At 55.1% G+C, this 25,675-nt stretch carries 23 protein-coding genes and 1 pseudogene; 14 read left to right on the plus strand and 10 right to left on the minus strand.

Annotated elements, in window-relative coordinates; translation table 11 throughout:
• Positions 1-39 precede the first annotated feature (39 nt).
• Complete coding sequence (locus H6F59_RS04285) at positions 40-1,029, minus strand: glutathione S-transferase family protein (protein ID WP_190695579.1); 990 nt, start codon at positions 1,027-1,029, stop codon at positions 40-42.
• Between the two features lie 424 nt (positions 1,030-1,453).
• On the opposite strand from H6F59_RS04285, the gene H6F59_RS26245 reads away from it, so the two are divergent.
• From H6F59_RS26245 to H6F59_RS04310, 5 genes are all read left to right on the plus strand, one after another.
• The gene (locus tag H6F59_RS26245; protein WP_397193101.1) at positions 1,454-4,852 is read left to right on the plus strand and encodes a COR domain-containing protein; all 3,399 of its coding nucleotides are present in this window, start codon (positions 1,454-1,456) and stop codon (positions 4,850-4,852) included.
• 90 nt (positions 4,853-4,942) lie between these two features.
• Entirely contained in the window at positions 4,943-5,776 is an 834-nt protein-coding gene (gene menB / locus H6F59_RS04295; RefSeq protein WP_190695585.1) for a 1,4-dihydroxy-2-naphthoyl-CoA synthase, read from the plus strand.
• Positions 5,777-5,822: 46 nt separating this feature from the next.
• Positions 5,823-6,557: a DUF4336 domain-containing protein gene (locus tag H6F59_RS04300; RefSeq protein WP_242021266.1), complete on the plus strand. Its 735-nt coding sequence runs from the start codon at positions 5,823-5,825 to the stop codon at positions 6,555-6,557.
• Between the two features lie 89 nt (positions 6,558-6,646).
• Complete coding sequence (locus tag H6F59_RS04305; RefSeq protein WP_190695587.1) at positions 6,647-7,537, plus strand: mechanosensitive ion channel family protein; 891 nt, start codon at positions 6,647-6,649, stop codon at positions 7,535-7,537.
• Between the two features lie 229 nt (positions 7,538-7,766).
• Positions 7,767-10,943 (plus strand): right-handed parallel beta-helix repeat-containing protein, encoded by a 3,177-nt coding sequence (locus H6F59_RS04310; protein ID WP_190695589.1) that lies wholly within the window; start codon positions 7,767-7,769, stop codon positions 10,941-10,943.
• A gap of 154 nt (positions 10,944-11,097) precedes the next feature.
• On the opposite strand, the gene H6F59_RS04315 is transcribed toward H6F59_RS04310, so the two are convergent.
• The 6 genes from H6F59_RS04315 to H6F59_RS04340 all read right to left on the minus strand — a co-directional run bounded on the left by H6F59_RS04315 (position 11,098) and on the right by H6F59_RS04340 (position 14,535).
• Positions 11,098-11,529 (minus strand): bacteriohemerythrin, encoded by a 432-nt coding sequence (locus H6F59_RS04315; RefSeq protein WP_190695592.1) that lies wholly within the window; start codon positions 11,527-11,529, stop codon positions 11,098-11,100.
• 50 nt (positions 11,530-11,579) lie between these two features.
• Positions 11,580-11,780 carry a hypothetical protein gene (locus tag H6F59_RS04320; RefSeq protein WP_190695596.1) on the minus strand — a complete coding sequence of 67 codons (201 nt, stop codon included), beginning with the start codon at positions 11,778-11,780 and terminating at the stop codon, positions 11,580-11,582.
• 2 nt (positions 11,781-11,782) lie between these two features.
• A complete protein-coding gene (locus tag H6F59_RS04325; RefSeq protein WP_190695598.1) occupies positions 11,783-12,658 on the minus strand; it encodes a DUF4388 domain-containing protein in 876 nt (291 codons plus the stop codon).
• 175 nt (positions 12,659-12,833) lie between these two features.
• Positions 12,834-13,382: an ATP/GTP-binding protein gene (locus H6F59_RS04330; RefSeq protein ID WP_190521848.1), complete on the minus strand. Its 549-nt coding sequence runs from the start codon at positions 13,380-13,382 to the stop codon at positions 12,834-12,836.
• A gap of 149 nt (positions 13,383-13,531) precedes the next feature.
• Entirely contained in the window at positions 13,532-13,903 is a 372-nt protein-coding gene (locus H6F59_RS04335) for a roadblock/LC7 domain-containing protein (protein WP_073608058.1), read from the minus strand.
• Between the two features lie 77 nt (positions 13,904-13,980).
• Positions 13,981-14,535, minus strand: a complete 555-nt coding sequence (locus H6F59_RS04340) for a protoglobin domain-containing protein (RefSeq protein ID WP_190695602.1) — start codon at positions 14,533-14,535, stop codon at positions 13,981-13,983.
• A 721-nt stretch (positions 14,536-15,256) separates the two neighbouring features.
• Here H6F59_RS04340 and deoC point away from each other — a divergent pair.
• The gene (deoC, locus tag H6F59_RS04345; RefSeq protein ID WP_190695605.1) at positions 15,257-15,967 is read left to right on the plus strand and encodes a deoxyribose-phosphate aldolase; all 711 of its coding nucleotides are present in this window, start codon (positions 15,257-15,259) and stop codon (positions 15,965-15,967) included.
• A gap of 238 nt (positions 15,968-16,205) precedes the next feature.
• Here the strand turns inward: deoC and H6F59_RS04350 are convergent, their stop codons facing one another.
• The 3 genes from H6F59_RS04350 to H6F59_RS04360 all read right to left on the minus strand — a co-directional run bounded on the left by H6F59_RS04350 (position 16,206) and on the right by H6F59_RS04360 (position 18,463).
• Positions 16,206-16,526 (minus strand): hypothetical protein, encoded by a 321-nt coding sequence (locus H6F59_RS04350; RefSeq protein ID WP_190697155.1) that lies wholly within the window; start codon positions 16,524-16,526, stop codon positions 16,206-16,208.
• Between the two features lie 156 nt (positions 16,527-16,682).
• Positions 16,683-17,579: an SMP-30/gluconolactonase/LRE family protein gene (locus tag H6F59_RS04355; RefSeq protein ID WP_190695608.1), complete on the minus strand. Its 897-nt coding sequence runs from the start codon at positions 17,577-17,579 to the stop codon at positions 16,683-16,685.
• A gap of 128 nt (positions 17,580-17,707) precedes the next feature.
• Positions 17,708-18,463 carry a tetratricopeptide repeat protein gene (locus tag H6F59_RS04360; RefSeq protein ID WP_190695610.1) on the minus strand — a complete coding sequence of 252 codons (756 nt, stop codon included), beginning with the start codon at positions 18,461-18,463 and terminating at the stop codon, positions 17,708-17,710.
• Between the two features lie 446 nt (positions 18,464-18,909).
• Between H6F59_RS04360 and H6F59_RS04365 the strand changes: the two genes are divergently transcribed.
• From H6F59_RS04365 to H6F59_RS04395, 8 genes and pseudogenes are all read left to right on the plus strand, one after another.
• Entirely contained in the window at positions 18,910-20,499 is a 1,590-nt protein-coding gene (locus tag H6F59_RS04365; protein ID WP_190695613.1) for a glycoside hydrolase family 57 protein, read from the plus strand.
• 99 nt (positions 20,500-20,598) lie between these two features.
• Complete coding sequence (locus H6F59_RS27545; RefSeq protein ID WP_190697157.1) at positions 20,599-20,859, plus strand: BrnT family toxin; 261 nt, start codon at positions 20,599-20,601, stop codon at positions 20,857-20,859.
• Positions 20,849-21,085: a type II toxin-antitoxin system BrnA family antitoxin gene (gene brnA, locus H6F59_RS04375; protein WP_190695616.1), complete on the plus strand. Its 237-nt coding sequence runs from the start codon at positions 20,849-20,851 to the stop codon at positions 21,083-21,085. Before H6F59_RS27545 ends, brnA begins: the two co-directional genes overlap by 11 nt.
• A 21-nt stretch (positions 21,086-21,106) precedes the next feature.
• Positions 21,107-21,330 (plus strand): annotated as a pseudogene (locus tag H6F59_RS27550) (Uma2 family endonuclease); the annotation flags it as partial.
• Positions 21,331-21,429: 99 nt separating this feature from the next.
• A complete protein-coding gene (locus H6F59_RS04380) occupies positions 21,430-22,269 on the plus strand; it encodes a hypothetical protein (RefSeq protein ID WP_190695619.1) in 840 nt (279 codons plus the stop codon).
• Positions 22,270-22,492: 223 nt separating this feature from the next.
• Positions 22,493-23,296 (plus strand): hypothetical protein, encoded by an 804-nt coding sequence (locus H6F59_RS04385; protein WP_190695622.1) that lies wholly within the window; start codon positions 22,493-22,495, stop codon positions 23,294-23,296.
• A gap of 296 nt (positions 23,297-23,592) precedes the next feature.
• Entirely contained in the window at positions 23,593-24,594 is a 1,002-nt protein-coding gene (locus tag H6F59_RS04390; protein ID WP_190695625.1) for a multicopper oxidase domain-containing protein, read from the plus strand.
• A gap of 113 nt (positions 24,595-24,707) precedes the next feature.
• Positions 24,708-25,544 carry a hypothetical protein gene (locus H6F59_RS04395; protein WP_190695628.1) on the plus strand — a complete coding sequence of 279 codons (837 nt, stop codon included), beginning with the start codon at positions 24,708-24,710 and terminating at the stop codon, positions 25,542-25,544.
• Positions 25,545-25,675: the final 131 nt, after the last annotated feature.

Here is a 25,675-nt window from a genome sequence, read left to right on the forward strand (position 1 = left end):
CCCAGCAACGGCAAGGCGGTTTTGACCCAGGACTGACCCCTACCGGGCACTACCGGCGGTCAAGCTAAAGCGCTTGGCGCGATCGTTCTTTTCCTCAAAGTCGATCACCGGCCCCAGGGGCACAATCTGGTGAGGGTTCACGCCAGGATGGCTCATGTAGTAATGACGCTTGATGTGGTCGAGATTGCAAGTGTTTTTGAAAGCAGGCTGCTGGTACAGATCGCGCAGGTAACCCCACAGGTTGGGGTAGTCAACAATGCGGCGCAGGTTGCACTTGAAATGCACGTAGTAGACCGCATCGAAGCGATAGAGGGTGGTGAATAGGCAGATATCGGCCTCGGTGAGGCGATCGCCGCACAGGTAGCGCTGGCGATCGAGCACGCCTTCCCAATGATCAAGAGCGTCGAACAGCTCGGTCACCGCTTCTTCGTAGGCCGACTGCTTGGTGGCAAATCCGGCCCGATACACGCCATTGTTGATGGGCTGATAGATGGCGTCGATGGCGCTGTCGATTTTGTCTTGCAGATTAGCGGGGTAGAGGTCAACGTCGTTGGTGGCCACCTCATTCCACTCCGTGTCGAGCATGCGGATGATTTCGCGCGACTCGTTGTTGACGATGGTGTTGGTCTGCTTATCCCATAGAACAGGCACCGTCACGCGGCCAGAAATGTCAGGCTTGGCCTTGACATAAATCTCCTGTAAATACTGCGCCCCGTTCACCGTGTCAGGAATTGCTCCGGGGTAGTCGCTAAAGGCCCAGCCTTCCTCACCCATATAAGGATCCACTACCGATACTGAAATTGCATCGGTCAACCCCTTCAGCTCGCGCATAATCAGTGTGCGGTGGGCCCAGGGGCAGGCCAGCGAAACGTAGAGGTGGTAGCGATCGGCCTCTGGCTTAAACTCGCTCGTACCGTCTGCCCTTGTGAAATGGTGAAAGTCGGTTTCGGGACGCACAAATCGCCCCTGGTCATCTTCTTGGCTGCGCTCTTTCTGCCACTGACCGTTCACAAGTAGGCCCAATCCCATAGGGTCTCCTCTATTTTTCTTCACAATTGGGTTTCAGCATACTGCGGCTCACCAATGCTGTCCTCTGGCTGGGGAAAGAACTCCGCCGCTGGGAAGGAACCCAGTTATCGAGTCAGTAGCCAACTTCCTAACATCGCCCTTCCTAACATCGCCAAGAAGAGACCCGATTTCTAGAATCGCCGGATACCCTTGAACAAAGCTCTCTTTGTCGCCAACGCCTATGTCATCTTCATCGCGTGGTTTTCTCGCTAGCCCAGCGGGGCTGAAGCTGCTACAGGCGGCCAAGGCGGAGCGGGGGTGGACGTTTGCGGCGATCGCCGAGCGGGCGGGGGTAAGTGCCGACACGGTGAGCCGGTCGTTTCACCCAGAGCGGGGCAAGCGGGTGAGTGGGGAGAGTATGAGGGCGATCGCTGGGGTGTTGGGTATGGAGGTGGATGCGATCGGGCTGTGTGAGGAACCGCCTAACTTAACTGATGAGGCAGAATCTCGCATTCAAAAGGCCTTGAGGACTGGCGAAACCACCCTAACACTACCATCTCTGAATCTCACTACCATACCAGTAAGCATCACAAAGCTAATACATCTAACTGTACTTAATCTTTCCTTTAACAAGATAAGGCAAGTGCCAAAAGAATTGTGCTGTCTTAGTAACCTTAAGATTCTTAACCTTGCAGGCAATAAGATTTCGGAGCTTCCAAGAGAACTGGCTCAACTCAAATCCTTAGAAACACTTAATATTTACAGCAACGAGTTAACTTCTTTGCCCGATGAACTAAACTGGCTAATCAATTTAAAGAAGCTAAATGTTTCTCGCAATAAGCTTTTGTCAATCCCAAAAACAGGCTATCCAAGCAACCTAGATACCCTAATAGCTTCTGAAAATCAGTTATCATACTTGCCAAAATCTTTAGAAAAATGTAAAAAAATCTTATACATAGACCTTTCTCAGAATCAATTAACATCCCTTCCAAAAGAAATAGGAGAGCTAGGGAACCTAGTTCAACTAGACCTTTCTCAGAATCAATTAACATCCCTTCCAAAAGAAATAGGAGAGCTAGGGAACCTAGTTCAACTAGACCTTTCTCAGAATCAATTAACATCCCTTCCAAAAGAAATAGGAGAGCTAGGGAACCTAGTTCAACTAGACCTTTCTCAGAATCAATTAACATCCCTTCCAAAAGAAATAGGAGAGCTAGGGAACCTAGTTCAACTAGACCTTTCTCAGAATCAATTAACATCTCTTCCAAAAGAGGTTTTACATGAATTAGTGAAGCTAGGTGGGCTTGATCTTTCCAAAAATAGATTGTCATCCCTTCCGAAAGAGATTGATAGACTGAAATCTCTAAATCGATTCAATCTTTTTCAGAATCGACTATCATTTCTTCCGCAAGAGATAGGAAACCTAAAAAAACTAGAGCATCTTAACCTTGCCGAAAACCAATTATCATCACTTCCAGGAAAGATAGGTGACCTGAAAAACCTTGTATACCTAGATGCTTCTAACAATAAATTAAATTACTTGCCAAGGGAGGTGAGCGGCTTGGAACAGCTAATTCACCTCAACATTTCACAGAACAATATTAATTCCTTGACTCAAAACTTGGGTTGTCTAAAAAACCTACGTCAACTTGACATTGCAGACAACAATCTATCAGAAATACCAGAAAAAATAGGCAAAATAAAAACATTGTTCAAACTTGATCTTTCCCGCAATCAGTTAAAAGCTTTGCCTAATGAGCTAGCCGAAATAAGAGCCTTGAGCGAGCTTTATTTGCATGGCAATGAAAAATTAAACTTGCCTGTAGAGATTCTTGGATCTGCCGAAGGTGAAGAAGGACCGTTATATGAAGAAAGGAATTCCACCCCCCAAAGTATTCTTGATTATTATTTCCGGGCGCTTGCTAATAGTCAACCCTTGAACGAAGCTAAGCTTATCCTCGTAGGATTTGGTGCTGCAGGCAAAACATCCTTGGTCAATCGTCTTATTTATGAGAGTTTTGATCCTAAATCTGCAAAAACTGAGGGTATTCAAATTACCCCATGGGAGATGTGCCTTAACGATTCTGAAGACATCAAACTCCATGTATGGGACTTCGGTGGACAAGAAATCATGCACTCGACCCACCAGTTTTTTCTCACCGAGCGCAGCCTTTACGTGCTGGTGCTCAACGGTCGCCAGGGCCACGAAGATGCTGATGCTGAGTACTGGCTCGAACTGATCCAAAGCTTTGGCGGTGATTCTCCCGTTCTTGTCGTGCTCAACAAAATCAAAGAGCACCCGTTCGATGTTAACCGGGGAGCATTGCAGCAAAAATTCCCCAACATCCGCGAGTTCATTGCTACCGATTGCGAAACCGGCCAGGGTATCGACCTGCTCCGCGCCGCTATCGAGCGCGAAACCGATGCTCTAGAGCACTTGCGTGATCCCTTTCCTGCCAGTTGGGTAGCGATCAAAAATAGGCTCTCCGAAATGGCCGACAACTACATTTCCTTCGAGCAGTATCGGGCCATTTGCCAAACCGATGGCGAAGCCGACTATGGCGCACAAGACTCTCTCGCCGTCCACCTCCACAGCCTCGGCATTGCCCTCAACTACAAAGACGATCCTCGCCTGCGCGATACCCACGTGCTCAATCCCCATTGGGTCACCAACGGCATTTACACCCTGCTCAACGCCTACGAACTCGCCGACACTAAAGGCGAACTCGAAGCCGCCTGCCTAGCCCGCAATTTAGATGTTCACAACTACCCCGCCGAGCGCCACGGCTTTTTGCTAGAGCTGATGCGCAAGTTCGAGCTGTGCTTTCGCTTTCAAGACGACGAACATCGCTACCTCATCCCCGACCTGCTCGACAAGCAGCAGCCCCCCGCCGCCGCTGAGTTTGACCCGGCAGACTGCCTCAACTTTCGCTACGAGTACCCGATTTTGCCCGAGGGTTTGCTGCCCCGCTTCATTGTGCGTACTCATGTGCTGATCGAGCACCAACTGCGCTGGCGCACTGGGGTTATTCTCACCTTTGAGGGCAACCGCGCCCTGGTCAAAGCCGACCCCCAAGACCGCTGCGTTTCCATCAGCGTAGATGGGCTAGGGGCCAGTCGGCGCAGGCTGTTGGCTGTAATTCGCTCCGACTTTGAGCGCATCCACCGCAGCTTTAAGTTCACCCCCAAAGAGCTAGTGCCGGTGCCGGGGCATCCCTCAGTAACGGTGGACTACAAAGAGCTGCTGGTGCGTGAAGAGCACCGGCAAACCAGCTTTGACGTGTTCACCGGGGAGGGGCTAATCAGCCTAAACGTGCGCGATTTGCTGAACGGGGTAGATTTAGAGGGCACCCGCCACCCCACCGTTGCGATGGATCGCCATAGCCAAGCCCTGCGCCTCTTCTACAGCTATTCCCACAAAGACGAAACTCTGCGCGACGAGCTAGAGACCCACCTGAAGTTGCTGCAACGGCAGGGGCTCATTCAGCCCTGGCACGATCGCAGAATCCTCCCCGGCGACGACTGGGCCAATGATATTGACGACAACCTCAACCGCGCCGACATCATCCTGCTGTTGGTAAGTTCTGACTTCATCGCCTCAGACTACTGCTACGACCTAGAGATGACCCGCGCCATGGAGCGCCACGCAGCGGGTGAGGCCAGAGTCATCCCCATCATCCTCAGACCCACGGATTGGAAGAATACGCCCTTTAGTAAGCTTCAGTCTCTGCCCAAAAATGCCGAGGCCGTGACCCAGTGGAGCGATCGCGATGCCGCCTGGCTCAATGTCGAAACCGGCATTAAGCGCGTGGCGGAGTTGCTTAAGGGCGATAAACGGCTGTAGGTATCGATGGCTGATTCGTCACCTATCGCTATTCAGCGCTTCGCCCCAATGTGAGACGCTAGAAACCAGTGTTATCTGGACTCGCTCCCTATGCAGGTTGCCTGGCAAGACGTTAAGCCCTACGAAGATATTGTTTACCAAAAGGCTGATGGCATCGCTAAGATCACCATCAATCGGCCCCACAAGCGCAATGCCTTTCGCCCCAAAACCATTGTCGAGCTGTACGAGGCTTTCTCCAATGCCCGCGAAGACAGCCGCATTGGCGTGGTGCTGCTGACCGGAGCAGGCCCTCACACAGATGGCAAATACGCCTTTTGCTCGGGCGGTGACCAGAGCGTGCGAGGCCACGGTGGCTATGTGGATGAAGGCGGTGTGCCCCGGCTCAACGTGCTCGACTTGCAACGGCTGATTCGCTCGATGCCCAAGGTGGTGATTGCGCTGGTGGCGGGCTATGCGATCGGCGGTGGCCACGTGCTGCACGTGGTGTGCGATCTCACCATTGCTGCTGATAACGCTGTTTTTGGTCAAACTGGCCCTAAAGTAGGCAGTTTTGACGGCGGCTTTGGAGCTAGCTACCTATCTCGCATGGTGGGTCAAAAGAAAGCCCGTGAAATATGGTACCTCTGTCGCCAATACAGCGCTCAAGAGGCGCTAGATATGGGTATGGTCAACTGCGTGGTGCCGGTGGTTCAGCTCGAAGCCGAAGGGGTGCAGTGGGCGCAGGAAATTTTGCAAAAAAGCCCGATCGCCATTCGCTGCCTCAAGGCTGCCTTTAACGCTGACTGCGATGGTCAGGCGGGGCTGCAAGAGCTGGCGGGCAACGCCACCTTGCTCTACTACATGACTGAAGAGGGCTCTGAGGGTAGGCAGGCATTTTTAGAAAAGCGAGAGCCCGATTTTCGTCAATATCCCTGGCTGCCCTAGGGGAGTGAGGGAGTGGATGAGTAGGTGGGTGGATGGGTGAGGTCGAATGATGCTCAGAGCGATCGATCGGGATCTTTGGGTGGCCGAGCAGCCCTTGCGATATTTTGGGCTGGGCATCGGTACTCGCATGACGGTGATTCGGCTGGTGGGCAATCAGCTGGTAGTTGTTTCGCCCATTCAGGTGAGCGAGGAGTTGGTAGACGAGCTGAATAAGCTGGGAACAGTCACGCATATCATTGCTCCTAACCTGTATCACTACCAATTTGTCACAGGGTTCAAAGCGGCGTACCCAGCGGCAACGGTTTGGGCGACGGCGGGGCTGAGCGCCAAAAAGCCAGAGCTAACCATCGACCAGGCGATATCCGGCGGCTCGAACAGTCCATGGGAAGGCATTGAGCGTCTGTTCTTTGATGGGTTCAAAACCCTTAGCCCCAGTGGCCCAGATCCGCTTGAGGAATGGGTGTTTTTCCATGCTGCCAGTCGGACGCTGATCTTGACGGATACGGCTTTTTGTTTTGACGAGAGTTCTCCGTGGCTGACGCAGCTAGTCACTAAACTTGGGGGCGGCTACAAAAGCCTGAGTCCGTCCTTGTTAGAGCGAGTTGCGACTCGGGATAAGGAGAAAGTCAAAGCTTCGGCCGAGCAGGTTTTGCGATGGGATTTTGAGCGGGTAATTGTGGCCCACGGCAGCATTGTTGAGCAGGGTGGCAAGCAGCAATTCCAGCGGGGTTACGAGCAATTTTTGGGGTGTTCGCTCCAGGACAGCTCAACGACTGTCTAAGGGAGTAGGCAAGCCCACTGGGGCAGATGACGATCGCACCCCTCGGTGATAGGCTGCGAAAAGCCCGTCGTCATTGACTTTTATCGCCCATGAACCTTCTGCTTGAGCGCATTCAAACCAGCTTGCTCGATTTGGTGGGGCAGTTTATTCAGCTCTTGCCGGGGCTGGCGATCGCGCTGGTGCTACTGCTGCTGACGGGGTACGCCGCCAAGGTGACCCAAAAGATGGTGGGCAAAATGGTCAAGCGCTTGGTGCCCAGCCGATCGCTGCAACTGCTGGCCGTGCAAGTGACTCGCATTGGCACCTGGGCGGTGGGAATCATTATTGCGGCGGTGATTGCCTTTCCGGATTTGCGATTGGGCGACATTATCGGCCTGCTGGGGTTGGGTTCGGTGGCGATCGGCTTTGCCTTTCAAGACATTTTTAAGAACTTTTTAGCGGGCATTTTGCTGCTGGTGGAAGAGCCCTTTCGCCTGGGCGATCAGGTGGTGATGGGCGACTATGAGGGTACGGTAGAGGCGGTTAAGATTCGCTCGACCCAGCTACGCACCTACAACGGAGAGCTGGTAGAAATTCCCAATGCGATCGTGTTTACTAATCCGGTGCGGGTGCTGACCGCCTTTCGCAGCCGCCGCACCGACCTCGACATTGGGGTTGACTACACCACTCCGCTGCCCCTGGCCAAGCAGACCTTTTTAGATATCATTGCCCGTACCGATGGCGTGCTCAGCGCTCCAGAGCCCGAGGTCGATGTGGTGGGCTTTGGCGAAAGTTCCATTGACTTTAAGCTGCGCTACTGGACGACGCCCCAGATTGCCGAGGTGCGCCGGGTTAAATCGCGGGTGGCGATCGCTCTCAAGGCTGGCTGCGACGAGGCCGGCATTGCCATTCCCTACCCAATTCGCACGGTACACCTGTTTGATCAGGCTCAGTTTAGCGAAAGCAAACCCTTGGAAAAGGGCGACTCCGTAGGACAGTAGCCGAGGACTAGGCTCCTCCAGTGGTTCGGCGCTCCTGCGTCCTCAGACAACGCCTACAAATCTAAGGTAAGGTTCGTCATTTCTTTAATGTGCCAGGACGGGCGACCGTTCTTAGCCCTTGTAGATAAGGGATAGATAAGAGAGCACACGCGGGAAGATGACGCTACAACCAATGCACAGCAAAACGCTGAGGCTGAGACTGAACTCGACTGGAAATAGCTTTGGTTTCATGAAACGGCAGCACTGGGCGGGGAGTTTGGCCGCTGTAGCCTGCATGATAGCCAGCCCGGCTTGGGCTGAGCCAGGGGTACCGCCGGCAGAGGCGCTGGCGGTGCAGCCTTGGGCAGGTATTAGCTTTGAGACCACCGGGGGAAGCCGGGACTTCGGCAGCCTGGAGGGGTTTTTGCCCCTAGGGCAAGTGCCGGGACAGCAGATTTTGTTTTTGCAGGGCCGAGCGCGGCTGGATACGGCTGGCTTTTTGGGCAGCAATCTGATGCTGGGCTACCGCACCCTGGGCGGCGATCGCACCAATCTCACCGGAGGATATGTCGGGCTCGATACCCAGGCCCACGGGGAAGGAACGTTTTATCAGGCGGGGGCTGGCCTAGAACATATCAACAATGGGTGGGAGCTGCGGGGCAATGTCTATTGGCCGCTAGGCGATCGCAGCACCGCCACCAGCTTGCTCAGCACGCCCTTTTTTGAGGGCAATCAGCTACTGCTGCCCACGACTCGGCAAGTTGCTATGGCCGGTGGGGATGTGAGCGTGGGCGGGGCGATCGCCACCTTAGGATCCCTGGGCACGCTCAATGCCTATGGGGGACTCTACTACTACAGCCCTCCTGACCAGCCGGGCTTTTTTGGAGGTCGGGCCTGGCTGGCCGCCAGCCCCACCCCGGGGCTAAATCTGCGGCTGGGTTTGCAGCACGACGACTATTTTGGGACCAATGTGCTGCTGCAAACGGGCTTTAGCTGGGGCGGGTCTGGTCCCCAAACGGCGGCGACAGGCCTGGCGCTAGGACAACCAATTCAGCGCACCATGGGCATTACTCTGGGTGCCGAAGCCCAGGTTGAGGCGGCGATCGATCCCGACACCAACCAGGCCTATCGGTTTTACCATGTGCAGCCGGGCTCTAGTGTCGCTGGTGATGGCACCGCCGCCGCCCCGTATGGCGCGATCGATCCGGCGTTGGGCGTAGCCAGTAGCGGCGATCGCGTTTACGTTCAGCCGGGCAGTTTGGCCAGCGGTTTCACCATTCCCACCGGGGTGCAGGTGTTATCTACCGGCCCCATTCAGCCCCTGCGTACCCAGATCGGCACCTTGGCCCTGCCGGGATCGGGCAGCGGTCTGTTGCCCCACGTGCCCGGCACCGTGGTTATGGGTCACGACAGTCTGCTGTCGGGGTTTGCTGTGGCCCCAGAACCTGGTCAAGACGGGATTCAGGCTCAGGGGGTTAGGTCAGTAACGATTTTAGACAACCAAGTTCTGACGGCTCGCAACGGCATTTTGCTGAATGACGTCAGCGGCAACCTGATCGTTCGCCGCAACCAGATCCAGGATGCTAGCGAAAGCGGGATCTTGCTCAATATCTCAGGCCAGACGGTAGACACCGCTGACCTCAGCAACAACGACATCCACCGGGCGGCGGACGACGGGCTATTGGTGAGAGCCGCCGCCGGCAGCCAGATTAACAGTCTGCAACTCAGCCAAAACCGCATTGGCAGCAGCGGCGAAAACGGCATTGCCGTGCTGTCTGACAACAGCCGCGTGGGAACTGTGGCGATCGCCCAAACCCAGGTCGCCGCTGCCGGAGAAAACGGCGTATTGGTTTTGGCCGGTGCCGGTGGCCAAATTGACAACCTAGCGCTCAGCCAGCTTGACCTCGGCACCACTGGCACCAATGGCTTGCTGCTACTGGCGGAGGACGGTGGCACCATCGCCGCTACCACTGTCGCCGACGTCACCCTAGAGCAAAGCCAAGCCAACGGGGTGCTGCTGCTGGCCGAAAACGGCGCTTATATAGGCCCCGTTGACCTGACCCAACTTCAGCTAGCGGCTACCGCCGAAAACGGAGTGGCCGTGCTGGCTTTTGGGGGTAGTCGCTTAGGCCCATTCACGCTTAGCCAAAGCAACCTCGGCCAGGTGGGTAGCAACGGGGTGCTGGTGCTGGCCGACACCAACAGCGCCCTGGCCGACACTACTCTAGAGACTGTCACGATTCAGTCGGCTGGGGCCAACGGCCTGCTGGTCTTGGGCCAAAATGGCTCTAGCCTAGCGACGGTCACGGTCAATGACCTAGCGGTAGACCAGGCCGACAGCAATGGCCTGGTCGTAATTGCCGACAGTGGTTCCCAGATTGCCGCCGCCACGCTGAGCGCCCCCCAGGTGACCAGCGCTGGCGCAAACGGAGTGCTGGTGCTGGCAAATAATAGTGGCCAGATCGCCACCGTCACCCTCGATGGCGGCGACATTCAGCAGGCTAGTGAAAATGGAGTGTTAGTGCTGGTCAATAGTGGTAGCCAAATCCAATCCCTAGCGGTTACCAACACGGGGGTAGGCAGCGAGGGCTCAGCCGCTGCGATCGTAGACAATGGCATTCTCATCCTGTCTGCTCAGGGCAGCCGCATCGGGACTGCTACCGTAGATGGCAACCGATTAACCGGGGTGGGCGCTGCCGGCATTGAGCTAATTGCCAGCGGTCAAAGCCAGGTGGGTACAGCTCGCATTAGCGGTAACCAGCTCAATGCGATCGACGGCGACGGCATTTTTGTGCTGACCGAAGGCCAAAGCCAAATCAGCCAGACCACTATTACCGGCAACCAGCTCCAAACTATTGACCAAGCCGGTATTCAGGTTTTGGCGCTGAACCAGGGGCAGATCTCGGCTACGCAAATTAGCGACAACACCCTCGAAACCATAGGCACAGACGGCATCGTCGCCTTTGCTGCAACCGGGGGGCAGCTCGCCACCGTCACCGCTGATAGCAACCGAGTCAGCCAGGTTGCCCAAGACGGCCTGAGCCTCTTTGCCACGGATGGTGGCACCATCGACCGAGCTGCTCTCGTCAACAACCAAACCCAAACAGTTGGCAACAACGGCATCTTTGGCTTCGCCGATGGCACCAGTCGTTTTTCCACGCTCACCGTAGTGGGCAACCAAATTCAGGAGTCGGGCAATCACGCCGTAGAACTCGGTAGCGAATCAGCTCAACCCCTCTGTGCCCAAATCACCAACAATCAGAGCATTGCTACTACCAATCTCGACGCCAACCTGTTCGTCGGGGCAGGCAGTGCACTGCAAGTGGTCGATTTGGCCCAGCTCAATCAGCTGAACAACGGCACCTTTACCCAAATCAACAACGCTGGGGCCACCACCGGTAGCCAGGGCAATCCTCCCTGCCCCTAGGGGTCGCAGCGTTGTTGATAGGTGTTGCTTAACGCATCCCCCAAGCCTCCATTCTGGGGAAACAGCTCAAAGTCCCCCACTTCTGGGGAACTTTAGAGAGCAGCGAGAGGATGCTGCATTCATAGATTCACTGCTCGCTGCAGCAATGCCGGGCTTATGCCCCTTGGGTTGCACTGCGAATGCAGCGGCCGATGTTGGTGTCGATTTTGAGAATGTGGCTGGTCAGCCAACCGGCTAGCTGCTGATAAATTTCGATAGCGACCGCCTCGTTGGCGTCGCTGGCTTTGTAGCGATCGTGCAGTTGGCCAAAGTTCTCGATGAAGGTGGCGTGGGCCTGCTGGTTGACTTCGGCAATGGGGCACTTGTGCTTGGCGGCGCAGGCTTCTTCATGCTCAAAGTGCCACTCAGCGTAGAACTTAAGAAAGGCGAAGAGCTTTTTAATGGCGGTGCTGCCTTTGTGGTGGGCGATCGCCAGCCCTAGATCGTTGACGGCGGCAATCAGCTCTTTGTGGTGGGCGTCAATCATCGGTACGCCGGTGCTGAGGGAGTCGTTCCAAGTGAAGGGCTGGAGGGCGATGTTTTCCATGGTGGGTCAGGGGGTTAAGTAAGGTGAGGTAATTGGGGGGTGACGGAGCATTACTCGTTTACTTCCTGGCGGCTCAGTTCTAAAAGAGGAAGCAGGGCGAGGAGCCAGAGGGCAAGGGCACTGTCGTAGGACAGGGTGTGATAGAGCCAAAGCCAGAGCGTGACGGCTAGGCCCGGGGGACTGGTCAGCAGGTCGGCTAGCTTGAGCAGGCCGAGAAAGCCTTGGAGGAGTCGCAGGGCATCGTGGGTCATGGCTACACCTTGCCTTTGAGAAATCCGACGAGGTTTTGCAAAAAAGACTGGCTGACCGGGGCGGCACCAGCAGTATCGGCAGTGACGCTGGTGGCGAACCCGTGCTCTAGCGGGGCCGAGGCAGCGAGTTCGAAGGCGGCGGGGGGCGGGGCAGCCACCATTGGCATCTCTTCAGCTAGGCCAGTGACGATGAGGCGAAAGGCAATCTGCTGGGCCTTGGCCACGGGCAAGTTAAGCTGCTGAGCAATATCCTTGATGGCCATGGTGCCGTTGGTATACTCCCACACCTGCCATTCGTTGGGGTTGAGGCGCAGGCTGGGCTTGCTCTCGACCACGCTGATCAAAGCTGAGGAGGGGTCGGGCAGTTTTTCGTCGAGGGCGTCCCAGTCTTTGAGCGCGCGCAGCCCAGACAGGGTGACATCGGTGGCAGTAGCGATCAGCCCGGTCATTTCGGAGACGGGCAGCGGGGCTTTGGGGTCAAACTGGAACCAGCCGTCGGGGAGGGCAAACAGGGCGCACACCTGACGCATTACCTGAGTGTAAAACAGCAGTTTGAGCTGTTCGGCAGTGAGCACGCCCTGGTTTTTGAGGCACAGGCCCAGAGGAGTGTGGATTTGGCAGGTTTGGGCCAGCCGGGAGACGGCGCGATCGCCCATCCAGCCCCGCTGGGCAATTAGTCGCATCAGGCCCTGCTGGTCAAGGCTGTTGCCAGCGGCAACAATTTGCCCCTGGCTCAGCCAGATGTGGTGGTTGTGGCGAGCAACGGTGGTGGGGTCGCTTAGAGTGCAGATTGTTAACAGGCCGGTTTTATTGCCCTGTTCTACTAGCTGAAACAGTTCGGGCAAAGAGAAATCGGCGAGGTATCCAGTGACAGTCATGGGTGTTATCCCTTTCTGCGGGCGAGTGAGTGGGTTAGACGTAGGAAGTGGGGAAGTAAAAGGGTGGGGATGGGGTTGGGCCTGGGGAGTTGACGGTTTGTACCGCTAGCTTCAACACCGCATCCGTAAATCCCGCATGTTTAACTGAATTTCAATGGCGTTGCATTGGCAGGCTCTAGGTCGTAGGGGCTAAGCTGCCCGCCCAGGTAAACTGCACCAGGGAAATCACTGCCTGGGCCACCGATGCAGTTTCGTTGGCGTTGACGGCAACTATAGGCGGACGGCGAGCGGGGTCGGGGTAGCCAAGGGCCAGGGCAATGTTGGCGGCATCCCAGGCACCGGAACAGTCGGTGTGGGTAAGACCGATGATCATGGGTGCGGGCGATCGCTGTTTCATGAAGGTCATGATGCGGCGAGCCTCTCGAAACTCATGGGGTCGATGGGCCGCTACTAGCAAAATGTAGGCGTGGGCCTTTTGAATCAGAATGTCCCACATGAAGTCGAAGCGCGACTGGCCAGGGGTGCCGTAGAGATGTAGGGCCATGTCGGGGCCAAACTGGAGGCGACCAAAGTCGAAGGCAACGGTGGTGCGCTTTTTAATCAGCAGGGTGTCGTCGGTGGCGCGGCGATCGGTGTCTACCACCTCAATTTCGCTGACGGATCGAATGAAGGTGGACTTGCCGGCCCCCACAGGGCCGGTGACCACTAAACGCATGATTTCCATGGGTGGGCGGAGGCAATGAAGAATAAGGTGAAACGTCGTGGGGGCACACCACAAATACGAGCGTTCAGAGCAAATCTGGGGACTAGTAATGGTGAAAGATCCCCCCTAAACCCCCTTTTTGAAGGGGGTGTGCTCTCCGCCATGGGGCGCTACATCAAAACGGCTTTCAGATCGGCTAGGGTGCGCTTGATTTCGAGCATCAGCAGGCCTTGCTTGGCCGCTTTGTCGGCCAGCACCAGGAACACGGCGTCTTCGCCGCAGCTGGTGAGAATGCCGTAGCCTTTGTCGCCCTCGACAAAAATGCGATCGATGCCGCCGCGGGCTAGCTCGCTGCCAATGCGATCGCCCAGGGACAGCATGGCAGCCGACATAGCTGAAACCCGTTCTTCATCCATGCCGCCAGGTAGGCTGGCCGCCAAAGGCAGACCGTCGGGGGTGACCACTGCTGCCCCTTGAATGTCGGTGGTAGAGGTGACAAAGCTTTGCAAAATGTTGGTGAGTTTTTCGGTGCTAATCGCCATGGTTAGTTCTCTCTTTGGTTAAGGAAAATGAGGGTAATAAAGCTGAAGTAAAATCAACAGAAAAGGCGTGCGGGGCGCTACATTGCCGTGGCACCGGTTTTGACCAGCCGTCTGAAGAGACCCTCAGACCAGCCTGTTTCTTGCAGCACCGCTGCCGAAGAAACTTCGATATAGGCTTGCTCAATAAAGGCCAGATCGACCATGCAAATTTTGGCTAGGGCATCGCGCAGCTGGTCGTTTTTGCCGTCGGTCTGGGCGCGCTTGCCAGCCTCATGTACAACCACAGCCATGGCAGGCACCACGTGCTGGGGGCCGATGCCGATACGCACGTGAATTAGACCAATGCGCCAGCGCCGCTCAGCGTAGGCATCACCCCAGTTATCCATACCGGTGAACATCTCATGGAACCAGTCCACAAAGGTTTCGCGCAGCCGGTGAATTCGGCCCTCAGACTCGTTGAGAATGGCGCTCATCTCGGCGTCGCGACCTAGATATTCATAGAAGTAGTCGGCCATTTCTGGGGCGATTTCTAAACCCCAATCAGCTGTGGATTGAAGTACTTTACGGTCGTCGGCAGTGAGACCAATGCGCGACACCATCTTAGACATAAACTCATTGGGCTCAAGGCTCATTCAGCGAATCCTTAAAGTAGGGCTTTGTTTCAACATCCTTGTTTTATCGCTTTAGCCTTAGGAGTCAACATGGCGTGAATACCTAAGATTTTGAAACTTAGAGCTTTTGTAGAGAGTTCAAAACATAACCGTTTGTTTGAACTTTAATCACAACTTTGGTGGGTATTTTTTGAGATGGGGAACACCCTTATTGCTTAAAAGCGGTGTCAGCAATCCACCCACATAAATAAAGTGTTGTAACTGACTTAAACAACACTGGGACTGTTAATATCAGTAAAGCAATGCTAAAGCTAATGTTTAAGCGATCGCACTTTAGGAACCCCTAAATTGTTTATTTCAGGATCGTGCAACTGGATTTTGTACTTATAGATGTATTTATAGATAAAGATTGCTTTTTCTCAGAAAACTCTGATTTGAACTACGCGCTCTTCCTTGGTTAGCGATCTCTAAACCGGGACCATTTGTCAACAGCATTAAGCTATGTAAAGAAAAGGCTTGGTCTGCTCAACCTCAAACTGCGTAAGATTGCGGAAATTGGTGATACATTTCTTCAAATAGCATGGCGTAGGCGGGCGGTTGAGTCCTGAGCTGCTGTCAGAAGGCTATATAGTGAGATGCGATCGCAGCACCCTAGCTCAGATGGGCGACCAGTTGCCCCTTGCTATCGGCCGCAGCAATCGCTAGCCCAACCAATTTTTGGCACCTAGAGGCAGTTAGACCCATGGCCCGACGACCAACGGCAGATGACGGGGTAGATCTAGCCCCCTATATCGACCACTCTTTGCTTAGCCCTACGGCTACGGCTGAGCAGGTGGCCCAATGGTGTGCTGAGGGCGATCGCTATGGGTTTGCCTCGGTTTGCATTGCCCCCTGCCATGTGCCTCAGGCCGTGGAGCTTCTGCACAATACTAAGGTGAAGGTCTGTACGGTAATTGGCTTTCCCACCGGGGCAACGACCTCAGGCACTAAGCTTTACGAGGCTCAGGAAGCGGCTGAGCGGGGAGCCGACGAGCTTGATGTTGTAATTAACTTAGGGTGGCTCAAAACGGGCAATACCGATGCCATTCACCGAGAAATTGCCACTATTTGTGAAGAGACCGGTCTGCTGGTCAAAGCCATTCTCGAAACCGCCGTGCTCACCCCGCCAGAAATCGCTCTGGCCGCCGAAGTTTGCATGGATGCTGGGGTTTCATTCTTAAAGACCAGCACCGGCTGGCAGGGGGGTGCTACCGTTGAAGTTGTGCGCCAGCTGTGGGCATTGACCCAGGGCCAAGTGGGTATTAAAGCCTCTGGCGGCATTGGCACGGCCGCCCAAGCGGTGGCCCTGGTGCAGGTAGGGGCAACCCGCCTGGGCACCTCGCGCGGGGTCGATCTAATGCGGCAGCAGAAGGAAGAGCCCGCTGGTGAGGGTGAGGGCGCTGATCGCCCTTAGGCTATTACTTGACAAAGCTGATTGGGGCAAGAGCCACTTAGGGTTCAGGGTTTTATACCGAATCCTATTTGGTTACACCCAGTTTGTAGGGGCATTACACTGCAATGCCCCTACAAGATCTCCGTTTTGAACCGGGGTTTCTCAAGGCGGATTTCGTATAAGGTATACGGCTCACGGTTTGCCTTGCACCTTAAACCCTGAACCCCCCTTAACTGGAGATCTCTGGACTGGCAGTCTACTAGCCCAAGTTGAGCTTGAGGGCAATCAAGCCAATTAACGTGATCAATCCGAGGGACTGGCGGAAGTAGTTGACCCCGGTGAACAGCTCTAGCCAGGCCCAAGTGAACCAAGTGCCAAAGGCCACCAGCTCAACAGTGGTTTGCAGCGGCCCCTCGGGAAGAACGGCCTGGAGCACAGTCGCAGTCCCCGCCACTAGAATTGGCAGGTTTGGTGGTTGAGCAATAACGAGGTTGCCTTCGCGATCGTGAAAGATGCGATCGCGCCCTGCTGGTTGCGGTCCGTTGAGATATTCTGAGTTGCGATCGGTGGAAGAGGACATAGTCATAATTTAGATACGGCTGCAAGTGATGCTAAAGCCGATCTACAAGCCAGTGCCTATATCAAACGTGGGATTAACCGCTATACCCGCAGGCGCGTAGTCAGACGGGGCAGTGAGTTGAGTGGGTAGCCGCTAACCTGAGGTGAAACCAGTGGGTTAAGCCCCAAAGGGGTTAGTGGGCAGGCCGGGCACAGGGGCTTCGATCGCAAACAAATCCCCCGAATAAAACCCCTGCTGAATCTCCTTTTGGCTCAGCCCCACTGATGCGGTAGTGACATAGAGGGTCTGTCGGTTAGGGCCGCCAAATGTGGGGCAAGTGGGGCGCTGCACGGGCAGTTTCACTCGGCCCAAGGATTCTCCAGAGGGGCTAAAGCAGGCCACGCAGCCGCCATTCCACAGCGCCGTCCAGATATTGCCATCGCTGTCGATCGCTAGGCCATCAGGCTCGATAGATTCATCTTCTTTGCCCAGGTCAATGGCAACGGTGCGATCGCTAATTTCTCCCGTTGCCCCATCAAACCGGTAGGCAAAAATTTTGCGCTGAGGTGAGTCAGTCAAATAAAAGGTATGGCCGTCAGGGCTCCAACCCAGCCCGTTAGAAATTGTCAGCTCGGTTTCCATGGTGCGCACTGAGCCATCGGGGTCGTAGCGGTAGAGGGCCGCATGGCCAGGGTGGTCCGGGCTCATAGAGCCAATCCAAAAGCGACCTTGGGGGTCGCACTTGCCGTCGTTAAATCGGGTGCCGGGGGCATCAAACTCAAAGGTGTGGAGGGTTTCGACCTTGCCCGAGGTGAGATCGAGATGGGTGATGCGATCGCCCATGGCCACCAGCAGCCTCTCGCCTGCCATCAGGGCTATAGCACTGCCCATATCGCTCACATCCCAGTGGCAGTCGTCGCCGCTGCTGGGCTCAAACACGTGGACGCGGTGGTTGAGAATATCGACCCAGTAGAGCACCTGCTTGTCGCCGTCCCACAGGGGTCCTTCCCCCAGGCGAGCGCGGGCGTGGAGTACGTTTTGGGCCGATAGCTTAGGCAGAGTCGCAGCGGTCATGGGGGCACCGGGATTACTTACAGAAGCGTCGCACAGCGTGGCTGAGCACATCCCTATCTAAAGGCAGAGGGTGTAGGGTTCAAGGTACAGGGCATCCCTTAAACCCTACACCTTATACCCTGAAACCCCTACAGCCCCGCCGCCTGACGAATTTCCTCGGTTGCTTTAATCTGCTCCTGGCTAAATCCGGCCTGCTCTAAGTGGTCTAAATAGTCGCGGCTTGTGTAGCGACTGTCGAGCGCTAACGCCTGACGGTAGTTGGCGATCGCCTCGGCATTGTTCTTGGCTGACCAGTGGGCCAGCGCCAGCGCTACCCAGGGGTGGGGGTTGCTCGGCTCTAGCTCGGTGGCGGTTTGGGCTTCAGCTACGGCCTGCTCGACCTGTCCTAACCGCTGGTAGGCCAGGCTGAGGTTATAGTGGGCAATTTCGTTGCGGGGCTCAAGTTCGGCGGCGCGGGTGTGGGTCTCTACCGCCGCCTCTAGCTGCCCATCCACCAGATAGACAATGCCTAGGGCGTTGAGGGCGGGCACGTGCTCTGGGCTATAGCTCAGGGCGGTTTGTAGTGCCAAAACGGCGGGGGCCGCAAACCCGGCGAGGTGCTGAGTCCAGCCCAGCAAGACTTGGCCTTCGGGGTTGCGGGGGTCGAGGGCGGCGGCAATCTTGAGGGTGGCGATCGCCCGCTCCATATCGCCCTGCTGCCGAAAGGCTAGCCCCTCCTGGCGGTAGCGAGCCGCTGTCGCCACATCCACTAGGAAGGTTGGCAACGCCAGATTGTCCAGCGCCTCGGTCGAAAGCGTAGCGGACTGCCACGGCACCGCCGTCTCCCGCTGGCAGCCCGCCAGAACTAAAGCCGTGCAGAGTATCCAACCAGAGACTTTTCCCATAGACCGTGTTTGCTGGATTTGTTGAGGGGCTTGGGTTAATACTCTATAGGCTCCTGCCCCAAACCGTTCTACTCCCCATCTGCTCACCACTACTCTGGTTCCTATTCGATGTATTCCATGCAGCACGCCAGCCCCGCATCCCTGCTGTAGCGTAGCCTTGGGTTGCCCATAATCCATCAGGGTGAAAGTCCAACAGCGGCTTCCTGGGGCTGGCTCTAGCGGTTAGCCTTTTCCACAGAGAGTTCTCCCTGAACTTTTTGGGGTTACCGTTTCATGGCATACCAGTGCCGGCTCTGCGATCGCCTATAAATAACTCCCCCAAGCAGCCCCAGATGGTGGATGCAGCCCAGCCAGCCGTTAGCGCTTACCTTTTGCTCTAGAATTTGGTCACGGCGGTTACCCTCCCGACAGCTCGGCTCTTAGTTCATTTCCCTCAACGGCACCTTATGGCTACTGGATATCTCGCACTCGTACTCCATGCCCACCTGCCCTATGTGCGTCACCCCGAGAGTGACTACGTACTGGAGGAAGAGTGGCTCTACGAGGCAATTATCGAGACCTACGTGCCTCTGCTCACCATGTTTGAGGGGCTAAAGCGCGACGGTATCGACTTCAAGCTCACCATGAGCATGACGCCGCCCTTGATTTCCATGCTGCGCGATCCGCTGCTGCAAGAGCGCTTCGACGCCCACCTGGCCATGCTCGAAGAACTCACCGAGCTAGAGGTTGAGCGCCACGTCCACAACGGCCACCTGCAATATTTAGCTGAAACCTACGCCAAAGAGTTCAACCACGTCCGCAACGTGTGGGAGAGCTACAGCGGCGACCTGGTCACCGCCTTTAAGCAATACCAAGACAGCAACAACCTCGACATCATCACCTGCGGGGCCACCCACGGCTACCTGCCGCTGATGAAGATGTATCCCGAAGCGGTGTGGGCGCAAATTCAGGTTGCCGCTGAGCACTACGAAGACACCTTTGGTCAGCCTCCAAAGGGCATTTGGCTACCCGAGTGTGCCTACTACGAGGGTCTCGAGCGCATGGTGGCCGACGCGGGTCTGCGCTACTTCCTCACCGATGGCCACGGCATTCTCTACGCTCGGCCCCGGCCTCGGTTTGGCAGCTACTCCCCCATCTTCACCGAGAGCGGCGTCGCCGCCTTTGGCCGCGACCACGAGTCGTCGCAGCAGGTGTGGTCGTCCCAGGTAGGCTACCCCGGCGCGCCCGAGTACCGCGAGTTTTACCGCGACCTGGGCTGGGATGCCGAATATGAATACATCAAGCCCTACATCATGCCCAACGGCCAGCGCAAGAATGTGGGCATCAAATATCACAAGATCACCGGCAAGGGCTTGGGCCTCTCCGACAAGCAGCTCTATGACCCTTACTGGGCTAAAGAAAAAGCCGCCGAGCACGCCGCCAACTTCATGTACAACCGAGAGAAGCAGATTGGCCACCTCCACGGCCTGATGCAGCGCCCGCCAATCATTGTGTCGCCCTACGATGCCGAGCTGTTTGGTCACTGGTGGTATGAAGGCCCCTGGTTCCTCGACTACCTGTTCCGCAAGAGCTGGTTTGATCAAAGCACCTACGAGATGACCCACTTGAGCGACTACCTCCAGGGCCATCCCACCCAACAGGTCTGCCGTCCCTCCCAGTCGAGCTGGGGCTACAAGGGTTTCCACGAATACTGGCTGAACGAAACCAACTCCTGGATTTACCCCCATCTGCACAAAGCTGCCGAGCGCATGATCGACCTAGCCAAGCGCGAACCCGCTGACGAGCTAGAGTGGCGCGCCCTCAACCAGGCGGCGCGGGAACTGCTGCTGGCGCAGTCGTCTGACTGGGCTTTCATTATGCGTACGGGGACGATGGTGCCCTATGCGGTGCGGCGGACCAGGTCGCACCTCATGCGTTTTCAAAAGCTGTGGGATGACATTCTGCGCGAAAAAATTGACTCTGGTTGGCTAGAAAAGATCGAGATAGTAGACAACATCTTCCCCAATATCAACTACCGCGTCTACCGCCCATTGTAGGGATTCGGCTCCAGGGTTTTGGGAAAAAACTGGAGCCTGTAACTTGTTAGAGCTGTAGCTTACGAAAGAATTGCCCTAAGTATTTCACCAGGTTTGACGGTGCAGTTTGAGTATGACCCCAATAAAAGCCAAAGCAATTTAGCAAAACATGGCATTGATTTCGAGACAGCTCAACTGCTTTGGCAGGATCAGTATCGAATAGAACTCCAAGCCACATCGGCAGTAGAACCGCGCTTCCTAGTAATTGGTAAGATTAGGAGCAAGTACTGGTCTGCAATCATTACCTACCGAGATACAAACGTTCGTATTATTTCTGTACGTCGCTCTCGCGACAATGAGGTATCACTATATGAACGCTGAAGACCTAGATTGTAAATTCGATGATGGGGAAGATGTTCTAGAGTACTTTGACCTCTCTACCCTCAAGCGGCCTGGGCTAGAACCTCAGTCGATCGAAATTACATTTCCGCAGTGGATGGTAGCGGCTCTGGATAAGGAAGCTCAGCGGTTAGGGATTCAACGCGAGGCCATTATCAAACTCTGGCTAGCAGAACGGTTGGATGCCAACCCTGTTTTGGGTGCTTAACGGTCTGCCAGTACCTTCGCTAAGAATCAGTTCTATGCCAGCCTGGGGGTGCCAGAGTTTTGGCGCTTTAACGGCAGGGTTTGGCGAGTGTATGTGCTGCAAAACGGCGTTTACAGTGAGGTGGAGCTAAGCCCAACATTTCCTCAGGTGTCTAAGGACGGCTCTACGAGTTTTTAAGCACTGCTAAGGATGATGAAATTGCCGCTGTGCAGGACTTGCGGGCTTGGTGGCAAGTGAATAATTAGCCCAAAGAGCAATGGTATTTGCCGCTCAGCCTGCGATCGCAACTGGGTACTCTAGACACGACAAAATTCTGTCGCTAGAGCATACCTATGGTGTCTTGCATGGTCGTCAACCCTGGGAAAACGGTGCGGATTTCTATTGGGGTCATGTTGCTGGGCCTAGTCGAAGTCTGTGGGGCAAGCGTTAACCCAGTTCGGGCTCAAGCAGGGGCGATCGCACCACCACCAGCCTATTGGGATGCCGTTGAAGACGCCAAAACGCCGGAACCCAACGAGGTCTTTGGAAACCTGACGGCCATTACGCACCAAAACAGCGCTCTGACTTGGAATGAGCAGGGCCAAGTTTTAGTCGCGACCTGGGCCGATTGGGTGGGCTATACCCAAAATGTGGGGCATCGACTGATTGTCACTCGTGATGTCTGGGTGACGGCCATCCCCGACCTGCAAAGCTTCTGCAAAGCCTACACTCCAACCGCTGAGGTTCCCTTAGCGGCCCGCCTTGGCCAGGTGCTCGGCTTACCACCTGAACCGGCTGCCCAGGCAGCTAATCGCCGGATGGTTGAGATCTGGGTTGATCCACAGTTTCTCTTTCGCCCTAGCCCCGACCCAGAAATTACTGACCATGAGGCTGAACTGCGCTTTCGCACCGCCAATGAATTTATCTCGGTGCCGATTAGCTATCAACACTGGTTTTATGCTCAGTACGATCAGCGCTATCAGTATCAGGGGCAGCCGATCGCAATTAATGGCGCAGAACCTCCTAGCGCCCTGCCCTATCCGTGGACTCAGCTGGGCTATACGTATGATTGGGGCGATCGCGCCGACTGGACTACGCTTGACCCAACCCGCCCAGACGATGTGGGCTTGAGCGAGTTCGTGATTCGTCAGTGGTCGCCGATCACAGTCCAAGCCGCGCAGCCGACTAACGACTACTGCCGCTAGGGATGCAAACTTAGACATAAAGTAGGACGATTCGAGGATTTAAGAGGTTACCACCTCTCTCTTCTCCAGCAGAATCATTCCTCGCAACAATATTTTTCTAGAAGCGTGCTGAGAGTATAACGGTAAATGGTTAAAGTCCTGGAAGAGTACAATTTTGCTGTTAGTCAGTAAGGTGTGTCACTACTTTATGGATACATAGAAGGCAACTCCTGAGAACAAAGCAATGGCTCTCAACGGTACATCAGGCCCAAAAGGCCAACGGTCAGTTTCAAAACAACAACTGGCATGGCATATTAGCCTGCGAAGCACTGTAATAGGGCTGATGTCAGGGGCCATATTGGGGTCCCTTTTTGGCTTTTTCCCACTTTCACTTCTCTTGATCTTGATAGGAATAATCGGTGCTAGCTTGGGCGTGGGATTGGGGTTGATTAATGGGCTACTGTTGAGTGCTATAACGTGCCTGTTTTTTTATCCACTACGATCAGTTGGGCTCTATCACCTCATAGCCAAAGTGATAGGTGCTTTGATAGCTGGGGGCGGAGCTGCTGTCTTTGGACCTTGGTATTTTTCATCGCAAGCAATCACGCCTAATTCAGCTGTAACAATTGGCTTTGGCTCTGTAATAGCATCTATTATTGCGGGCTGGGCTGGTGGGCTGGCGGGGCAAAACATTGCCCAGTGGTATGAACAAAAAAATGTAGCTGCTCAGCATAAATCAATAGCTAGGCAAACTTCGTCTGGTGCAAACTCTTTGCAGAAGCTGAAGCGATATTTGGGCGATATTTTATCGTCACAAAAGGCCGGCTGGATTAGTATTGCCATTTTCTCGTTGTTTAGCTTTTTTCTAAGAAATAGGGTTCTGCGGTTTCTAGTCTGCGGCGATCTGGTTACAGATGTGTATTTTTGTCTTCCATCTCCTCGCCTTTATACTTCAGTTATAGAAGGCTTCAAAGTCGCTCTTCCTATTACCTTTCTAATCACGTTGATAGTGGTACTACTGCAACGACTATATACCAGGCGTATATAGTCGAATAACACTGGAAGGGCTAACGAGAAATGCAAACCAGGATGAGACTCGGCTTGGTTGAGTTCCGCTAGCGCTTTGCCCAACTTACGGTGTTGCTGTACTGCGATCGCACCGTCTTTGCCCCAAACCGCTCGGACGTTAAGCGAGTTTGTGATTTGCTAGCGGTACCGATCGCGCCCAAGGCAGCACAGCCTGTTGACAATTGCTGTCGCTAATAAGCCAGGGCTCAAGCCGCCAGGAAACTGACAACTCTAGCCATTAAGAACTATTCTCAAGAAGATGGTTTCTTCTCGGGCATGGCTAAACAACCCTTCGCAAAATTTCCGACGGCCTGGTCGCGGCGTCAGTTTCTGGGCTGGGGGGCTGGGGGTGTTGGGGCCGTCGCGGCGGCAGTGGTGGGGTCAACCTGGGTGGGGCGATCTCAGGCCGCGCGCATTCCCCCATTGCCAGAGGGTTATGGGCCGCCGACTGACAATAGCTTTGACCCCATCGCCCTGCTGCGAGACTTTGACTACGGCACCCTCAAGTCAGAAAACGGTCGCCCTGTACGGGAGTTTGAGGTGACGGCCAACAGTTCACCCCTCCAGCTCAACAGCGCCATTACCTTCATGAGCTGGAACCTCAACGGCAGAGTTCCAGGCCCCACCATGCGGGCCAAAGCCGGGGAGCGGGTGCGGATTATTTTCCACAACCAAGATGGGCATTCCCACAGCATGCACTTTCACGGCATTCACCCCGCTGAGATGGATGGTGTTCAGCCGATTCGCCATGGTCAGACGATGGTGTACGAGTTTGAGGCGGGGCCGTTTGGCGTGCATCCCTACCATTGCCACGTCGCTCCGGTGACTCGCCACATCAGCAAGGGGCTCTACGGCCTATTTATTGTGGATCCACCCGAGGGCCGTCCACCTGCGGATGAAATGGTGCTGGTGATGGGTGGCTTTGACATTAATAACGACGAGCACAATGAACTGTATGCCTTTAACGGCGTTCCTAACTACTATCGCGATCATCCGATTCCTATCTACCAAAACCAGCGGGTGCGGCTATATCTGCTCAACATGATTGAGTTTGACGTAGCGGTGACCTTCCACATTCATGCCAACCTATTTCAAATTTTTCCGACGGGGCGCACCCTCACCCCGACCGGCGACTCTGACGTGATCACCATGGGCACCGCCGAGCGCCACATTCTAGAATTTGCCTACCCTTATCCCGGTCAATATATGTTTCATCCCCATCAGGATGCGATCGCAGAGCACGGCTGCATGGGGCTGTTTGATGTCTTGCCGGCCTAGGTTTCAAGCCTGACTCATCGCCACCGCCTCGGATCTTATTGACATGCGATCTCATATAGCCCTAGGCTCATGGAGATAAGATTTAACGCAATTTATTCTCAATTGACACTGATATGGCAAAGCAACTCAAGCCTGTAGAGCTGTTCCTGGCGGTTGGTTTAGCGGCGACGTTAGGAGCCTGTGGCGGGCCAACACCCGAAGGTGGTGAAGCCGGTACCGAACCCTCTCCCACCGCAGATGCGGCCCATGGCGGCGGCGAGGGCGGCGAAGGTGGCGAGGGCGGTGAAGGTGGCGAGGGCGGCGAAGCTGGAGCCACCAGCAATCCTGATGCCGACTATATGACCACCCTGGCGCTGATGAAAGGCCACCTGATGGTGGCAGAAGAACTGATCGCCGCCGGTGACTATGAGGAAGCTGAACCTCACATTGGCCACCCAGTTGAAGAACTCTACGGCGGGGTCGAGTCTCAGCTCGCTGAGCGCAATGTGACGCCGTTCAAAGACCAGCTCAATGAGCTGCTTGACCTGACCAAGTCTGCCCCCGAAAGCCCTCAGGTTAAAACCGAATTTGACGAATCGATGGCGGCGATTGATGGTGCGATCGAGGCCTTGCCCGCTGACCAGCGCCAGTCACCTGACTTTGTGCTAGAAGTCATCACCCAGGTTCTCAAAACCGCTGCTGAAGAATATGAGGCCGCCGTGGTGGATGGCAAAATTGTGGAAGCGGTTGAATATCAAGACTCGCGGGGGTTCGTGGTCTATGCCGATCAGCTGTACCAAACCATTGCCCAAGAGATGGAACAGACCCGCGCCGAAGACCATACTGCGATCGCCGAAAGCTTGGCAGAGCTAAAGACCGTTTGGCCTACGGTAACGCCTCCAGAAACACCGGTCAAAGAGCCTGCCGATGTCCATATTCTGGTCTTGCAGGTTGAACAGCGCAGTCAGTAAGCGGCACCGCCGAGCCATTCACTGCAAGGCACCCCGGATTTGGCTATGACAACCAAATCCGGGGTGCCAAATCCAGGGTGATAGGTCGGGGTTAGCAACAAAGAACTCAGCTACGGTTAGCGAAACGTGGC

The organism is Nodosilinea sp. FACHB-141 (assembly GCF_014696135.1).
Taxonomy (GTDB): Bacteria; Cyanobacteriota; Cyanobacteriia; order Phormidesmidales; family Phormidesmidaceae; genus Nodosilinea.

What these genes read in the sequence shown, in the direction of transcription:
- H6F59_RS04285 (WP_190695579.1), bottom strand. Translation starts at nt 1,029, where the DNA reads ATGGGATTGGGCCTACTTGTGAACGGTCAGTGGCAGAAAGAGCGCAGC.
- H6F59_RS26245 (WP_397193101.1), top strand. Translation starts at nt 1,454, where the DNA reads ATGGAGGTGGATGCGATCGGGCTGTGTGAGGAACCGCCTAACTTAACT.
- menB (WP_190695585.1), top strand. Translation starts at nt 4,943, where the DNA reads ATGCAGGTTGCCTGGCAAGACGTTAAGCCCTACGAAGATATTGTTTAC.
- H6F59_RS04300 (WP_242021266.1), top strand. Translation starts at nt 5,823, where the DNA reads ATGATGCTCAGAGCGATCGATCGGGATCTTTGGGTGGCCGAGCAGCCC.
- H6F59_RS04305 (WP_190695587.1), top strand. Translation starts at nt 6,647, where the DNA reads ATGAACCTTCTGCTTGAGCGCATTCAAACCAGCTTGCTCGATTTGGTG.
- H6F59_RS04310 (WP_190695589.1), top strand. Translation starts at nt 7,767, where the DNA reads ATGAAACGGCAGCACTGGGCGGGGAGTTTGGCCGCTGTAGCCTGCATG.
- H6F59_RS04315 (WP_190695592.1), bottom strand. Translation starts at nt 11,529, where the DNA reads ATGGAAAACATCGCCCTCCAGCCCTTCACTTGGAACGACTCCCTCAGC.
- H6F59_RS04320 (WP_190695596.1), bottom strand. Translation starts at nt 11,780, where the DNA reads ATGACCCACGATGCCCTGCGACTCCTCCAAGGCTTTCTCGGCCTGCTC.
- H6F59_RS04325 (WP_190695598.1), bottom strand. Translation starts at nt 12,658, where the DNA reads ATGACTGTCACTGGATACCTCGCCGATTTCTCTTTGCCCGAACTGTTT.
- H6F59_RS04330 (WP_190521848.1), bottom strand. Translation starts at nt 13,382, where the DNA reads ATGGAAATCATGCGTTTAGTGGTCACCGGCCCTGTGGGGGCCGGCAAG.
- H6F59_RS04335 (WP_073608058.1), bottom strand. Translation starts at nt 13,903, where the DNA reads ATGGCGATTAGCACCGAAAAACTCACCAACATTTTGCAAAGCTTTGTC.
- H6F59_RS04340 (WP_190695602.1), bottom strand. Translation starts at nt 14,535, where the DNA reads ATGAGCCTTGAGCCCAATGAGTTTATGTCTAAGATGGTGTCGCGCATT.
- deoC (WP_190695605.1), top strand. Translation starts at nt 15,257, where the DNA reads ATGGCCCGACGACCAACGGCAGATGACGGGGTAGATCTAGCCCCCTAT.
- H6F59_RS04350 (WP_190697155.1), bottom strand. Translation starts at nt 16,526, where the DNA reads ATGTCCTCTTCCACCGATCGCAACTCAGAATATCTCAACGGACCGCAA.
- H6F59_RS04355 (WP_190695608.1), bottom strand. Translation starts at nt 17,579, where the DNA reads ATGACCGCTGCGACTCTGCCTAAGCTATCGGCCCAAAACGTACTCCAC.
- H6F59_RS04360 (WP_190695610.1), bottom strand. Translation starts at nt 18,463, where the DNA reads ATGGGAAAAGTCTCTGGTTGGATACTCTGCACGGCTTTAGTTCTGGCG.
- H6F59_RS04365 (WP_190695613.1), top strand. Translation starts at nt 18,910, where the DNA reads ATGGCTACTGGATATCTCGCACTCGTACTCCATGCCCACCTGCCCTAT.
- brnA (WP_190695616.1), top strand. Translation starts at nt 20,849, where the DNA reads ATGAACGCTGAAGACCTAGATTGTAAATTCGATGATGGGGAAGATGTT.
- H6F59_RS04380 (WP_190695619.1), top strand. Translation starts at nt 21,430, where the DNA reads ATGGTCGTCAACCCTGGGAAAACGGTGCGGATTTCTATTGGGGTCATG.
- H6F59_RS04385 (WP_190695622.1), top strand. Translation starts at nt 22,493, where the DNA reads ATGGCTCTCAACGGTACATCAGGCCCAAAAGGCCAACGGTCAGTTTCA.
- H6F59_RS04390 (WP_190695625.1), top strand. Translation starts at nt 23,593, where the DNA reads ATGGCTAAACAACCCTTCGCAAAATTTCCGACGGCCTGGTCGCGGCGT.
- H6F59_RS04395 (WP_190695628.1), top strand. Translation starts at nt 24,708, where the DNA reads ATGGCAAAGCAACTCAAGCCTGTAGAGCTGTTCCTGGCGGTTGGTTTA.